This is a genomic window from Burkholderia sp. HI2714 (genome assembly GCF_002223085.1).
Lineage (GTDB): Bacteria > Pseudomonadota > Gammaproteobacteria > Burkholderiales > Burkholderiaceae > Burkholderia > Burkholderia lata_D.
Map to the genome: position 1 here is coordinate 84,360 of NZ_NKFM01000024.1, position 12,772 is coordinate 97,131.

Annotated in this window: 11 protein-coding genes; 7 read left to right on the forward strand and 4 right to left on the reverse strand. The window is 69.7% G+C overall.

The annotated features are described in order from the left end of the window. The first annotated feature begins 15 nt into the window (after positions 1–15). From CFB82_RS13170 to CFB82_RS13190, 4 genes are all read left to right on the forward strand, one after another. Positions 16–1,245, forward strand: a complete 1,230-nt coding sequence (locus CFB82_RS13170; protein WP_089484358.1) for a collagen-like triple helix repeat-containing protein — start codon at positions 16–18, stop codon at positions 1,243–1,245. A gap of 252 nt (positions 1,246–1,497) precedes the next feature. Continuing rightward, positions 1,498–2,463, forward strand: a complete 966-nt coding sequence (locus CFB82_RS13180; RefSeq protein ID WP_069248510.1) for a PRC-barrel domain-containing protein — start codon at positions 1,498–1,500, stop codon at positions 2,461–2,463. After that, positions 2,460–3,719, forward strand: coding sequence for an MFS transporter (locus CFB82_RS13185; RefSeq protein ID WP_069248511.1), 1,260 nt, complete (start codon positions 2,460–2,462; stop codon positions 3,717–3,719). The genes CFB82_RS13180 and CFB82_RS13185 overlap by 4 nt, the downstream gene beginning before the upstream one ends. Positions 3,720–3,760: 41 nt before the next feature. After that, positions 3,761–4,327 carry an FUSC family protein gene (locus CFB82_RS13190; RefSeq protein ID WP_069249338.1) on the forward strand — a complete coding sequence of 189 codons (567 nt, stop codon included), beginning with the start codon at positions 3,761–3,763 and terminating at the stop codon, positions 4,325–4,327. A gap of 64 nt (positions 4,328–4,391) precedes the next feature. Here CFB82_RS13190 and CFB82_RS13195 read toward each other — a convergent pair whose 3' ends face one another. Continuing rightward, positions 4,392–4,772: an RcnB family protein gene (locus CFB82_RS13195; RefSeq protein WP_069248512.1), complete on the reverse strand. Its 381-nt coding sequence runs from the start codon at positions 4,770–4,772 to the stop codon at positions 4,392–4,394. Between the two features lie 106 nt (positions 4,773–4,878). Beyond that, on the reverse strand, positions 4,879–6,630 hold the full coding sequence (gene msbA / locus CFB82_RS13200) for a lipid A export permease/ATP-binding protein MsbA (protein ID WP_069248513.1): 1,752 nt from the start codon (positions 6,628–6,630) through the stop codon (positions 4,879–4,881). A gap of 224 nt (positions 6,631–6,854) precedes the next feature. Between msbA and CFB82_RS13205 the strand changes: the two genes are divergently transcribed. The 3 genes from CFB82_RS13205 to CFB82_RS13215 all read left to right on the forward strand — a co-directional run bounded on the left by CFB82_RS13205 (position 6,855) and on the right by CFB82_RS13215 (position 9,986). Continuing rightward, on the forward strand, positions 6,855–7,607 hold the full coding sequence (locus CFB82_RS13205) for a glycosyltransferase family 2 protein (RefSeq protein ID WP_039370673.1): 753 nt from the start codon (positions 6,855–6,857) through the stop codon (positions 7,605–7,607). A gap of 120 nt (positions 7,608–7,727) precedes the next feature. Beyond that, positions 7,728–8,570 (forward strand): glycosyltransferase family 2 protein, encoded by an 843-nt coding sequence (locus CFB82_RS13210; protein WP_069248514.1) that lies wholly within the window; start codon positions 7,728–7,730, stop codon positions 8,568–8,570. A gap of 135 nt (positions 8,571–8,705) precedes the next feature. Next, on the forward strand, positions 8,706–9,986 hold the full coding sequence (locus tag CFB82_RS13215) for an O-antigen ligase family protein (protein ID WP_089446141.1): 1,281 nt from the start codon (positions 8,706–8,708) through the stop codon (positions 9,984–9,986). 143 nt (positions 9,987–10,129) lie between these two features. Here CFB82_RS13215 and CFB82_RS13220 read toward each other — a convergent pair whose 3' ends face one another. Next, the gene (locus CFB82_RS13220; protein WP_089484360.1) at positions 10,130–11,308 is read right to left on the reverse strand and encodes a glycosyltransferase family 9 protein; all 1,179 of its coding nucleotides are present in this window, start codon (positions 11,306–11,308) and stop codon (positions 10,130–10,132) included. Positions 11,309–11,482: 174 nt separating this feature from the next. Next, positions 11,483–12,574: a glycosyltransferase family 9 protein gene (locus CFB82_RS13225; protein WP_089484361.1), complete on the reverse strand. Its 1,092-nt coding sequence runs from the start codon at positions 12,572–12,574 to the stop codon at positions 11,483–11,485. Positions 12,575–12,772 lie beyond the last annotated feature (198 nt).

The following is a 12,772-nucleotide window of genomic DNA, read 5'->3' on the forward strand; positions in this document are numbered from 1 at the left end:
GAATACGAGGACGACATGGATACGCCGACCACCCATCAGGCAGGACTCCGAATGATCATGATCGCGGCTGGCGTCGCAGCGCTGGTGTCGCTGTCCGCGTGCGGCGGCTCCGGCTCGCTGAGCCAGGGCACCGGCGGCGCGGGATCGGGCTCGGGCGACACGACGGCCACGACCGGCGGCACGAGCAACGGCTCGAGCAGCGGTTCCGGCAGCGGCTCGACCGTCGGCAGCACGGGCAGCGGCAGCGGCTCGGGCACCGGCTCGGCGGGCAGCGGCGCATCCGCCAATGCGCTCGGCCAGACGATCGACTCGTCGAGCAACATCGTGACGGCCGCGGGCGGCGCGGTATCGAGCGTCGGCACGACGATCGCCGGCCAGTCGCTGCCCGGCACCAATGCGTCGACCACGCAAGGTCTCGGCACGGTCGTGCAGGATGCCGGCGCGGCCGTCACGACGCTCGGCACGGGGCTTGGGTCGGGGCTCGGCCAGCTCGGCGCATCGTCGAACCCGGTCGGCACGACGGTCGCGAGCACCGGCGGCGTGGTCACGAACCTCGGCGACGCGGTCGCGGCGACCGGCGGCGTCGTGTCGAGTCTCGGCGCCAGCGGTTCGGCGCTGGCGCCGCTCGCGCCCGTCACATCGCCGGTCGGCGGCGCGGTCACGATGCTGGGCAATACGATCGCAGGCGGCGGCGCAACGCTCGGCACGCAGTTGTCGACCGGTCCCGTCGCGCAGGTCACGGGCGCCGCCAGCTCGGCGATCACGCCGATCACGACGCAGGTCGGGTCGGTCACGCAGACCGTCGCGTCGAGCACGCCGCTCGGCGCACCGCTCACGAACCTCGTGACGACGGTCGGCAACGGCGTCGCGAACGCCGGCACGACGATCGCGAAAACCGGCGGGAATCCGGTGACGACCGGCATCGGCAACGTCGTCACCGTGACCGGCAACACTGTGGCCACCGCCGGCACGGCGCTGCTGGGCGGTGGCGGCGCCACGACGAGCCCGCTCGCACCGGTCACGGGGCTCTTGTCGACGGGCGCACTCGGCGGCGCAACGGGTGGCAGCAACCCGGCAGGTGCACTCACGTCGGCGGTCGGCACCGTGACGGGAGCGGTGTCGGGCGCAGCCGGCGGCTCGCCCGTCGCGGGGCTGACGGGCGGCAGCGGCACCGGTGCGCTCTCGAAAACGGGCGGCGGCGTGCTCGCCCCCGTGACGACGACGCTCGGCGCGCTGGTCAAGTAAGCAGCAGTCCGGCACGGCGCCCGCATCGTCGCAGACGATCGGGCGCCTTAGCCTTGGCCTTAGCCGGCATCCACCCCTTCCCACCCCGCGATCCCTTCCTTTTCCCGACAGTCCGCCTCCAGCCAGCCATCGAAATCGGTCCTGAAAGCAAGACACGTTAAAATCTCACCTCGCGTGGTGCGCCGCCCGCACCCGCCATCCATCGCCAGCCGCGTGCCCTCGGGCCGCCCCCGACCCATGGAGTGAGTGTCAATGAGCGGCGGACTTCCGTTTCCCGCATCCCGCAGCAAGTCGTTGCCGTCCTCGACGGTCTTCCTGATCCTCGCCGCCGCCGCGCTGCTGTCCGGCTGCGGGCTGTTGCCGGTGCAGAATCCGCCCGCGCCGATCAGCGAGGCGCTCGTCGAGCCCGTCGAGGAAACCGCCGGCGAACCGCTGACGATGCCGCCCGTGCCGGCGCCGACGCACCCGGAGGAACCGGAAGCGCCGAAGAAGCCGCACCGCGAAGTCACGCGGCCGAAGCCCGTGCAGCGCCCCGAATCGCCGACACCGCCGCCGCCTCCGCCGCCGCCGATCGTCGCGACGCGCCCGCTCGACCGCACCCAGATCCATGCACTGCTCGACAGCGAAGTGGCGCGCCGCAACGGCAAGGTGATCGGCCGCGCGGTCGACATGGTGACCGACGCGAGCGGCAAGCCGCGCGAGATGATCGTGAACCTGCAGGGCTTCATGGGCGTGGGCGACCGCAAGGTCATCTTCCCGTGGAACGTGTTCCGCTTCACGCCGGGCGGCAAACAGGAGCCGATCGTGCTCGACGTGCCGTCGGGCGACCTTCCGCCGGCCGCGCGGCCCAAGGCCGTGCCGCTGTCCGGTTCGGCCGCCGCCTCGCCCGCGACGCGGCTGCCGATGCTCGACAGCGACGTCGAGCGTCCGAACGGCACGAAGATCGGCCGTATCGTCGACGTGCTGATCGACCGCGCATCGCAGCCGCAGGCGGTCGTGCTCGACCTCGGTGGCCTCGTCAATACCGACCGCCGTTCGATCGCCGCGAGCTGGGGCGCGCTGCGCTTCGTCACGCGTGACAAGGCGCTGCATCCGCAGCTCGACCTGAACGACGCACAGATCAAGGCGTCGCCGCCCTACGCGGCCGACAAGCCGATCGTCGCGGTTTTCCCGCCCGTTGCTCCGGCACCGGCTTCGTCTGCGAGCGCGACCCGATGACGATCAAGCATTCCGTCAGCGCACGCAGCCTCCGGTCCCTCGACTGGCTCAACTTCTTCGTTGCAAACGTTCAAACAGGGTTCGGTCCGTTCATCGCGTCCTACCTCGCGTCGCACAAGTGGACGCAGGGCGAGATCGGGATGGTGCTGTCGATCGGCACGATCAGCGCAATGGTCAGCCAGGTGCCGGGCGGCGCGGCCGTCGATGCGCTGAAGAACAAGAAAGGCGCGGCCGCGTGGGCGATCGCGGCCATCATCCTGTCCGCGGTGCTGCTCGCGTCGAGCCCGACGATCGTGCCGGTGATCGCCGCCGAGGTGTTCCACGGCTTCGCAAGCTGCATGCTCGTGCCGGCCATGGCCGCGATCTCGTTCTCGCTCGTCGGCCGCGCCGACCTCGGCGACCGGCTCGGCCGCAACGCGCGCTGGGCGTCGATCGGCAGCGCAGTCGCGGCGGGCCTGATGGGGCTCACCGGCGAATACTTCTCCGCACGCGCGGTGTTCTGGCTGACCGCCGTGCTCGCGCTGCCCGCGCTGTTCGCACTCGCGATGATCCAGCCGACGCACGAGGTGATCCCGCAGTCGTCGAAGCCCGACGATCGCGACGAAGCCGGCGAACGCGAAACGCTGCTCGAACTGCTGCGCGACCGCCGGATGCTGATCTTCGCGGCGTGCGTCGTGCTGTTCCACCTGTCGAACGCGGCGATGCTGAACCTCGCGGCCGGCGAAGTCACGGCCGGGATGGGCGAAAACGTGCAGCTCGTGATCGCCGCGTGCATCATCGTGCCGCAGGCGATCGTCGCGATGCTGTCGCCGTGGGTCGGCCGCACCGCGCAACGCTGGGGGCGCCGGCCGATCCTGCTGCTCGGGTTCTCGGCGCTGCCGGTGCGCGCGCTGCTGTTCGCCGGCGTGAGCAGCCCGTACCTGCTGGTACCGGTACAGATGCTCGACGGCATCAGCGCGGCCGTATTCGGCGTGATGCTGCCGCTGATCGCGGCCGACGTCGCGGGCGGCAAGGGCCGCTACAACCTGTGCATCGGGCTCTTCGGGCTCGCGGCCGGGATCGGCGCGACACTCAGCACGGCCGCGGCCGGCTACGTCGCCGATCACTTCGGCAACACCGTGAGCTTCTTCGGGCTCGCGGGCGCCGGTGCGCTCGCGGTGCTGCTGGTCTGGCTCGTGATGCCCGAAACGCGCGTCGCGAACGGTGACGCGGCCGCCGACGAACCGGCCGCCGCCTCGCCCGAACAGGCGCGCTGACACCGGCGCGCCGCCGTTACCCGCTTCTTGGCCAACGCATGATGGATACGATCAGGACACTCAACGAAGCCCGCCAGCAGATCCAGCAGTCGATCTTCGATCTGTTCAAGGGGCTGTCATTCAGCGAGCGGCTCGCGCAAGGCGGGCTGATGGCACTGCAGGCCGTGTGCGGCGCAAGCCTCGCGTACGTGATCGGCCGCGCGCTGCACACCGAGCAGGCCGTGTGGTCGGCGATCACCGCGATCGCCGTGACCCAGCACAACTACTCGGACACGATGTCGCTGTCGCGCGACCAGTTCATCGGCGCGATGGTCGGCGGCGTGCTCGGCTTCGCCGGCGCGGCGCTCGGCGGCGACCGCCTCGTCGCGTATGCGATTACCGTCGCGGTCGTGATCGTCTGCTGCTGGTGTCTGAACGTCGGCAGCGCGGCACGGCTCGGCGGCGTGACCGCGACGATCGTGCTGCTGTTTCCGGGCAACGGCCCGCTGTGGGACATTCCGCTGATGCGGCTCGGCGAAGTGACGCTCGGCACTGTGTGTGCGCTGGGCGTGTGCTGGGTGATGTCGAAAATCGAGCGCCGCTGGTTCCGCCATGCGGCGGCAAAGTGACGCGTTGATCCGGTTGCCCGGCGCGCATCGCGGCATCGCGATCCGTGCCGGGCCGTCGGCCAGGTCAGTCGCCGATCCGCAGCACGATGCCGGAACCGATCTGCACCAGCAGGTGATCCCCGCCGACGCCGACCCATTGATAGCCGCGCGGCGGCGGGCTCAGGCGATAGCCGCGCCAGTCGTCGATCACGTACTGGCGATCGCGGAACTCGGGCGGAAGCCGGTCGCCCTTGTGCCACTCGCGGCGCGGCTGGTCGGCCCAGCGCGGCGGCACGTCGTCCTCATGGCGCATCTGGCCGGGCGGCATGTGTTTCGGGCCGTGGCCGCGCTGCATGCCGTGGCCGCGCTGGTCGTCGTGGTTGTCGTGGTCCTGCGCCATCGCGGCCGGCGCGGCGAAACCCGCCGCAATCAACGCAGCCAGCATCATCCCGTGCATCTTCTTCATCGTGCCTTCCCTCCGTGTTGTCACGTCGAACGAAACCACCCGGACTGCCCGATGAAGACTAGCACACGGTATCGCGGGGCCACATGACCGCGCATATGACCGCGCGTTACGCCGCCTGCTGCTGGTACTGGATCCGGTGCAGGTGCGCGTAGAGGCCGCCGTGGCGCAGCAATTCGTCGTGGCTGCCCTCCTCGACGATCTTGCCGGCCTCGAGCACGAGAATGCGGTCCGCGCGCTCGATCGTCGACAGCCGGTGCGCGATCACGAGCGTCGTGCGGCCTTCCATCAGCCGCTCGAGCGCGGCCTGCACGTGGCGCTCCGATTCCGAGTCGAGCGCCGACGTCGCTTCGTCGAGGATCAGGATCGGCGCGTCCTTGTAGATCGCACGCGCGATCGCGAGCCGCTGGCGCTGGCCGCCGGACAGCCGCATCCCGTTGCCGCCGACGAGCGTGTCGAGCCCGTCGGGCATCGCGGCGACCGCATCGGCGAGGTTCGCGGCCTCGAGCGCGGCCTGCACGCGCGCGCGGTCGGGCGTCTGCCCGTACGCGACGTTCGCGGCGATCGTGTCGTTGAACAGCACGACGTCCTGGCTGACCATCGCCATCTGGCCGCGCAACGCGTGGAGGTCGTAGTCGGCAACCGGCACGCCGTCGACCAGGATCGCGCCGTCGGTCGGGTCGAAGAAGCGCGGCAGCAGGTTCACAAGCGTCGTCTTGCCGCTGCCGGACGGGCCCGCGAGCGCGATCATTTCACCGGGTGCGACCTTGAACGAGATGCGGTCGAGCGTCGGCCGCTCGGCCGCGCCGTAGTCGAACGTCACGTTGCGGAACTCGATGTCGCCGCGCGCCTGGGCCAGCGGCCGGCCGCCGCCCTGCGGCTCGGCCGGTTCGTCGATCAGCCCGAAAATCAGCTCGGCGGCCGTCATCCCGCGCTGCAGCGGCTGGTTGACGTCGATCAGGTGCTTGAGCGGCGAGATCACCAGCAGCATCGACGTGACGAACGCGACGAAGCCGCCGACCGTCGTCTGGTCGTTCGACGACTGCACCACCGCGATCGTGATCACGACCGCGAGCGCGATCGACGCGAGGAACTGCGTGAGCGGCTGCGCGAGGCCGCCGGAGATCGTCATGCGCATCGCGTAGCCGCGCAGGCGCTTGCTCATCTGCGTGAAGCGGTCCATCTCGTACGCTTCGCCGTTGTGCACCTTGACGACCTTGTAGCCGCCGACCGTCTCCTCGACGATGTACGACAGCTCGTTGGTCAGCGTCTGGTGCTCGCGGTTCAGACGGCGCAGGCGGCGGTTGATCTTGCTGACGAGCCAGCCGATGCCCGGCAGGATCACCGCGACGATCAAGGTGAGCCGCCAGTTCAGGTAGAACAGGTAGCCGAGCAGGAAGATCACCGTCAGCGAATCGCGCACGAGCGTGACCATCACGCCGGTCAGCACCGACAGGATCTGGTTGACCTCGAACACGATCGCGTTGATCACCGTGCTCGCCGTCTCGCGCTGGAAGAACGACGCGCCCGTGTGCAGCATCCGCTGGAACATCTCGAGCCGCAGTTGCAGCAGGATGCGGTTCGACACGTAGTTGAGCAGGTAATTCGACGCGTACTGCGACACGCCGCGCACGAGCGCGAGCCCGATCACGGCCATCGGCACGTACCATTTCGCGCGGTCGCTGCCGTGCGAGCCGAAGCCGTGGTCGAGCAGCGGCTTGAGCAGCGCCGGAATCCCGGCCTCGGTGGCCGCGACGACGCCCATCGTCATCACGGCGAGCACCACGATGCCGATCAGCGGCCGGATGTACGGCCACAGGCGCTTGAGGACCGTCACGGGCGAGGTGCCCGTGCCGTCCATCGGTTTGCGAAGAGTGTTCTGGGTTTCCAAGGCAATCCTTCTTGAGCCGCGAAGCGGCACCCGGACGTGGCCGCCCGGGATGTCGCCCTGTCGGGCGGGTGCCGAAAAGGGCTCAACATTATAGCCGCACCGCCCCGGCCGGCTCGGTCATGGCCGATACGGGCGGCGGCCGGGCCGCGGGTATACTGCCGCTCACCGTTTTCTCCGCCTGTTCCGACGATTTCATGGCTGAACCCTCCCTCGGCGTCGCCCTCATTGCCCTCAACGCGTCCGCGCGGCTCGCGCAGTGCCTGGCCGCACTGTCGTTCGCCGACGACGTCGTCGTCATCGACGGCGGCAGCACCGACGATACCGTCGCGATCGCGCAGGCGCACGGTGCGCGCGTGATCGTCGAGCGCGACTGGCCGGGCTTCGGCCCGCAGAAGAACCGCGCGCTCGACGCGCTCGACACCGACTGGATCCTGTCCCTCGATACCGACGAAGTCGTCACCCCCGAGCTCGCGCAGTCGATCCGCGACACGATCCGCGCGCCGGCCGCGCAGGTCTATGCGGTCGACCGGCTGTCGAGCTTCTGCGGCCAGTGGATCCATCACAGCGGCTGGTATCCGGACTGGATCCCGCGCCTGTTCCGGCGCGGCGCCGCGCGCTTCTCGGACGATCTCGTGCACGAACGCCTCGTGTTCGACGGCGCCGCTCAGCGGCTGTCCGGCAAGCTGATGCACTACTCGTACGAGGATTTCGAAACCGTCGTGCGCAAGCTCGACGCGTATTCGACGGCCGGCGCGCGCCAGCGCCGCGCGGCCGGCCAGCGCGGCGGCTTCGGCAAGGCGCTCGCGCGCGGCGCCTGGGCGTTCGTGCGCACCTACGTGCTGCGCCGCGGCTTCCTCGATGGCCGCGCCGGTTTCATGATCGCCGTGTTCAACGCGGAAACCGTGTACTACCGCTTCCTGAAGCTCGGCCACGAACGGGCCCGCTGAGCGCCCGCCCGGCATGCAGCCGGCCCGGCGTTACAATGCCGGCCTGCCCGCGCCGCGCGTGCCCGCCCGACCGGCGGCGCCACGCGCCGCCCGCCACGACGACTACCGAATCCGACCGCCATGTTCTCCATCATCATTCCGACCTGGAACAACCTGCCGTACCTCAAGCTCGTCGTCGACAGCCTGCGCCGCCACTCCGCGTACGACCACCAGATCATCGTGCACGTGAACGACGGCTCGGACGGCACGCTCGACTGGGTGCGCAGCGAAGGGATCGAGCACACCGCCTCGCCGACCAACATCGGCATCTGCCACGCGGTGAACTGGGCCGCCGCGCGCGCGACGCGCGACTACGTCGTCTACATGAACGACGACATGTTCTGCTGCCCCGGCTGGGACACGGCGCTGGTGCGCCGCATCGAACAGATGCCGACCGACCTCTTCATGCTGTCGGGCACGATGGTCGAACCGGTCGACACGCGCAACCCATGTGTCGTGGTCAGCAATTTCGGCCGCGACGCCGAACATTTCGACGCGGCGGGCCTCGTCGCGGCGGCTCCGAAGCTCGTGCGCGCGGACTGGCTGGGCTCGACCTGGCCGCCGACGCTCGTGCACCGCGACTGGTGGAACCGGATCGGCGGCTACAGCAGCGAGCTGTCGCCCGGCATGAGCAGCGACAACGACTTCTCGATGAAATTCTGGGACGCCGGCTGCCGGATCTTCATCGGGGTCGGCGACAGCCTCGTCTACCACTTCCAGCAGAAGAGCACGGGCAAGATCGTCAAGAACGATGGCCGCCGCCAGTTTCTGAACAAATGGGGCATGACCCAGGCGACGTTCGACCGCCACTACCTGCATCGCGGCGAGCCGGCGGGCACGCGCGTCGCGCTCGACACGCCGGCCGTGGAAGGCAGTCTGAAGCGCGCGCTGCTGCGCTCGCGGATCAAGCGCGCGTTCAGCTGATCGGGCCCCGAAAACGCCACGGAAACGCGCCCTGCTTCGCGTATACTCTGCGCCGTTCGTCCCGGATCTCCCGCCGGGGCGCGCGGCGCGCAGCACGACGTACGCAAGCCGCATTCGTCCATTCGACAGGTTCCGATGCTTTCGTTTTCCGCTCCCGCCTCGCGGCGCCTGACCGCCGCCCGCGCATTCGCCGTCGCCGCGCTCTGCATGGTGCCCGTCTCGACCGCGCTGACCAACGTGTTCTGCGGGCTGTTCGCCGCCGCGCTCGTGATTTCCCCCGAATTCTGGCGCGACCTGCGCTCGTTCGTCACCGATCCGGCCTCGCTCGCGGCGCTGCTGATCCTGGCCGCGCTGGCCGCCAGCGTCACCTATACGGTCGCGCCGCACAACAAGGCGTGGAACTGGGTCGCGAAGTACGACAAGCTGCTGCTGCTGCCATTCGCCGTGCTCGCCTTCCGCCATTCGAACTGGGCGCCGATCGTGCGGCGTTGCTGGTTCGGCACGCTGTGCGTGATCCTGCTGCTGTCGACCACCAACTATCTCGGCCTGACCGCGATCGGGCCCGCGCACGCGACCGAGCTGCCGCTGTCACGCGCCTGGGTGTTCAAGAACCACATCGCCGCCGGCATGTTCGGCGCGCTGCTGTTCTACCAGGCGGCCGATCTCGCGTTGGCGGCCCGCACGGCGCTGTCGCGTGCCGCGTATGCGGGCGTTGCCGCGTGGTCGCTCGTCAACGTGTTCGTGATGCTGCAGGGACGCACCGGGCAGGTCATCGCGCTGCTGCTGATCCTCGTCGTCGCCGTGCGTTTCGTGCTGTTGCTGCGCCGGCAATCGGCGCTGCGCGCGGGGCTCGCCGCCGGCGTGTTCGTGCTGGCCGGCATCGCGCTCGTGATCGCCGCGTGCACGGTTCACAACGGCCGGCTGACGAAGGTCGTGACGGAAGTGCAGCAATACCGGCAAAGCGATGCGGCCACGTCGACCGGTCTGCGCCTCGAGTGGTACAAGAAGGGGCTCGAACTGTATCGCCAGCACCCGGTGATCGGCTATGGCGCGGGCGGCCTCGAATCCGAATTCGAGAAGCTCACGGCCGGCAAGACGGCAGCCGAAGGCCAGCTCACGTCGAACCCGCACAACGAATACCTGCTGATGGCCGTGCAGCTCGGCACGCTCGGCCTGGTGCTGTTCGTCAACCTGATCGTGCAGATTGCGCGCGGCAGCCGCACGCTCGATCCGCGCTCGCGGCATCTGCTGCTCGGCTGGCTCGCGATCTTCGCGATCGGCAGTCTCGCCAATTCGCTGCTGCTCGATTTCGCCGAAGGGCACCTGATCGTGCTGCTGGCCGGCATCCTGCTCGGCTGCGGCGAGCGCGCCGAGGCGCTGCCGCGCGAAACGTCGGCGATCCGGCGCAGCGCGTAACGCGCAGCGGCGGTACGCCCCGCCGGCGGCCGGCTTCGGCCACCGCGGCGTTCACGCTCGATCTTCGACCAAAACGGGCCGCGCGGCTGGCTCGTCGCCAAACAAGCGCCGGCAACCGGCAGGAAACGCGCGTCGCCCGCGCGTCAGTCGGATCCGGGGCGGTGCAGTCGCGACGTATCGACGACGGCTTCGGCCGGGCCCGGCGGATTCAGCCCGAGCATCTCGGCCGCCGCGGCTTTCACGCGCTGCGCACCGAGATTGACGAGGCAGTCGCTGCGGCTGTCGATCTTGCGCTCGCAGCCCTCGTGCCGGCACGGCACGCAATCGCCCTCCCCCTGCAGCAGCCACACGTTCCCGTGCCGCCCCGAACCGCGCAGCGGCCAAGGATTCTCGGTCGCCGGCCAGTGCTGCGGCCACGGCCCCCAGCGCACGGGGTCGGACGGGCCGAACAGCGCGATCGTGTCGGTGCCGGTCGCGGCCGCGACGTGCGTCGCGCCGGTGTCGGGCCCGATGAAAAGCCGTGCGCGCCGCACGAGTTCGGCGCTTTCGCCGAACGTCAGGCGGCCGACCAGGTTCAGTACATCGCCGCCCGCTTCGGCTGCGACCTGCTCCGCATACTCGCGCTCGCTGTCCGCCGGGCCGCCCGACAGCGCGACCGCAAAGCCGTGCTCGCGCAGCCAGCCGATCATCTCGACCCAGCCGTCGAGCCGCCATTGCTTGTAACGGAACATCGGATACGGATGCAGGACGACCAGCGGCTTGCCGGCGCGGATCGCCGGCGATTCGGCCAGCCACGCGTCGAAGCGCGCGCGCCGCGCCGGATCGTCGCCGATGCCGGGCGCGACGACCTCGGACACCGGCTCGATGCCGATCACGGGGGCGAGCGCCAGCGTGCTGACGACCGTATGCGCGGATTCGTGGTGATTGATCGCGATCCCGTTCAGCATCATCCGCGTGAGCCACGTCACACGGTTCGGATCGACGAGGCCGACCCGCTTGCGGCCCGCGAACCAGCTGTAGAAGCGCGGCCGGTCGGAGCTCAGCGCCGCGCACGCGAGATCGTAGCGACGCCACATCGACAGCGCGTCGCGCAGCCGCTCACGGAATCCCGCGCGTTGCGCGACGACGATCACGCGCCGCACGTCCGGATTGTGCTCGAGCACGCCTTCGGTGCCGCGAAACACCAGCATGTCGATCTGCGCTTCAGGCCATCGGGCCTTCAGCGAACGGACGAGCGGCGTCGTCAGCAGCACGTCGCCGATACGGCGCGGCGCGGCAACGAGGATGGTTCTGGGCGGGCGGGCAGAAGAAAACAGGGCCACGGCGGGTGTGTCTGACTGGCTGAACAAGGCTGGCAATGTACAGGATTTTGCAGCAGCCGGCGCGACAGGGCGAATCGGCGGTGCGGTTGCCCTGATACGGCCCCGCTCGCCCGGTGCAACGCGGCAGGCGCACCGCGCGCCGTGGCGTACGCGGTGCCTGCGACGCCCGTGGCGCTACGAAGCGATGGTCATGATCACCGGCGTCGCAGTCGCAGCCGCCGGCTGCACGTGTACGGCCTCTGCCAATGGTTCGTCGCGATGGGCGGCCTGCGGCAGCAGGTGATTCATCGCACGCTCGACCGCGTCGACGCCGATCGCGTCGACGGTCGCGCCAGCGCGCAGGATCACGTGCGGCACGCCGAGCGGATGCCAGCGCAGGTATTTCTCGGGACGGTCCTGGAACAGCGCGGCGACGGGCACGCCGAGTGCCGACGCGAGATGCACCGGGGCGCTGTCGGCGGAGACGATCACATCGAGCAGGCTCGCCGCGGCCACCAGCTCGGCGACCGACGACGGCGCAACATGGCGCGCGCACACGTCGCGCCACGAGTCGTCCTCGGGGGCATGGCCGACGGCCGGGTCGCGGAACACGATCACGTCGGCGTACGGCGCGAGCCGCTCGGCGAGGTCGCGCCAACGATCCGCCGGCCAGCGGCGCTCGACCGCCTTGTTCGTGACGAACAGCCCGACGCGCGGCTTCGTGCGCGCGCCGAGCAGCCGGTACCACGCATCCTGCAGCGCGCGGTCGGGATGAACCGACAGCGCGAGGCGGTCGATATCGGCGCGGCCGAGTTCGGGTACGAGCCGGAAACCCGACAACGCCTCATGGCACATCGGCCGCTCGGCGACATGCTCGGGCTTGCGATCGTCGAATTCGGTCTCGGCATCGTGCCAGCGGCAATCCTTCGCGCCGATCTGGCGCGCGAACTGCATGCTGCTGCGATGCATGCCGCCGTTCGGCACGACCACGAGGTCGAACCGCAAGCGACGCAGGCGGCGCACGAGCCGCAGCCGGTCGAAGAACGCGCGCATCCGCCCGGGACGGTCGTTGCGCTCGCATTGACGGCTATAGACGTAGGTGTGGATCGTGTCGACGTCCGGGTTTCCCGCCAGCGCGGCCGCGTTGTAGCGGTTCGCGACCACATGGAGTTCCGCACCGGGCCAGCGCTCCTTCAGCGCGCGGAGAAACGCCGTCGTGCACAGCATGTCGCCCAGAAAATCGATCCGGATCACGAGGATCCGCTGCATCGGGTTCACATTGGCCATGGTCATGTGGGGACTGTCAGTTTTTTGTCGTCGCGACGAGCCATTTCACGGCATCCGGTTCCGGGACGGCCTGGTCGCATGTCGCCGCACGGATCCGCCCCCGCTTATGTGCGCGATACCGGCGCAATCCGCCCGACAAGCGGCGGTCAGCGCCGCGTTCGTGCGGCTAGCGCCGGATTGTATAGCGTCCGGATGGCC

Bases quoted from the DNA above. Each gene is read 5' to 3' on its own strand.
- CFB82_RS13170 (WP_089484358.1), top strand. From the start codon at position 16: ATGGATACGCCGACCACCCATCAGGCAGGACTCCGAATGATCATGATC.
- CFB82_RS13180 (WP_069248510.1), top strand. From the start codon at position 1,498: ATGAGCGGCGGACTTCCGTTTCCCGCATCCCGCAGCAAGTCGTTGCCG.
- CFB82_RS13185 (WP_069248511.1), top strand. From the start codon at position 2,460: ATGACGATCAAGCATTCCGTCAGCGCACGCAGCCTCCGGTCCCTCGAC.
- CFB82_RS13190 (WP_069249338.1), top strand. From the start codon at position 3,761: ATGGATACGATCAGGACACTCAACGAAGCCCGCCAGCAGATCCAGCAG.
- CFB82_RS13195 (WP_069248512.1), bottom strand. From the start codon at position 4,772: ATGAAGAAGATGCACGGGATGATGCTGGCTGCGTTGATTGCGGCGGGT.
- msbA (WP_069248513.1), bottom strand. From the start codon at position 6,630: ATGGACGGCACGGGCACCTCGCCCGTGACGGTCCTCAAGCGCCTGTGG.
- CFB82_RS13205 (WP_039370673.1), top strand. From the start codon at position 6,855: ATGGCTGAACCCTCCCTCGGCGTCGCCCTCATTGCCCTCAACGCGTCC.
- CFB82_RS13210 (WP_069248514.1), top strand. From the start codon at position 7,728: ATGTTCTCCATCATCATTCCGACCTGGAACAACCTGCCGTACCTCAAG.
- CFB82_RS13215 (WP_089446141.1), top strand. From the start codon at position 8,706: ATGCTTTCGTTTTCCGCTCCCGCCTCGCGGCGCCTGACCGCCGCCCGC.
- CFB82_RS13225 (WP_089484361.1), bottom strand. From the start codon at position 12,574: ATGGCCAATGTGAACCCGATGCAGCGGATCCTCGTGATCCGGATCGAT.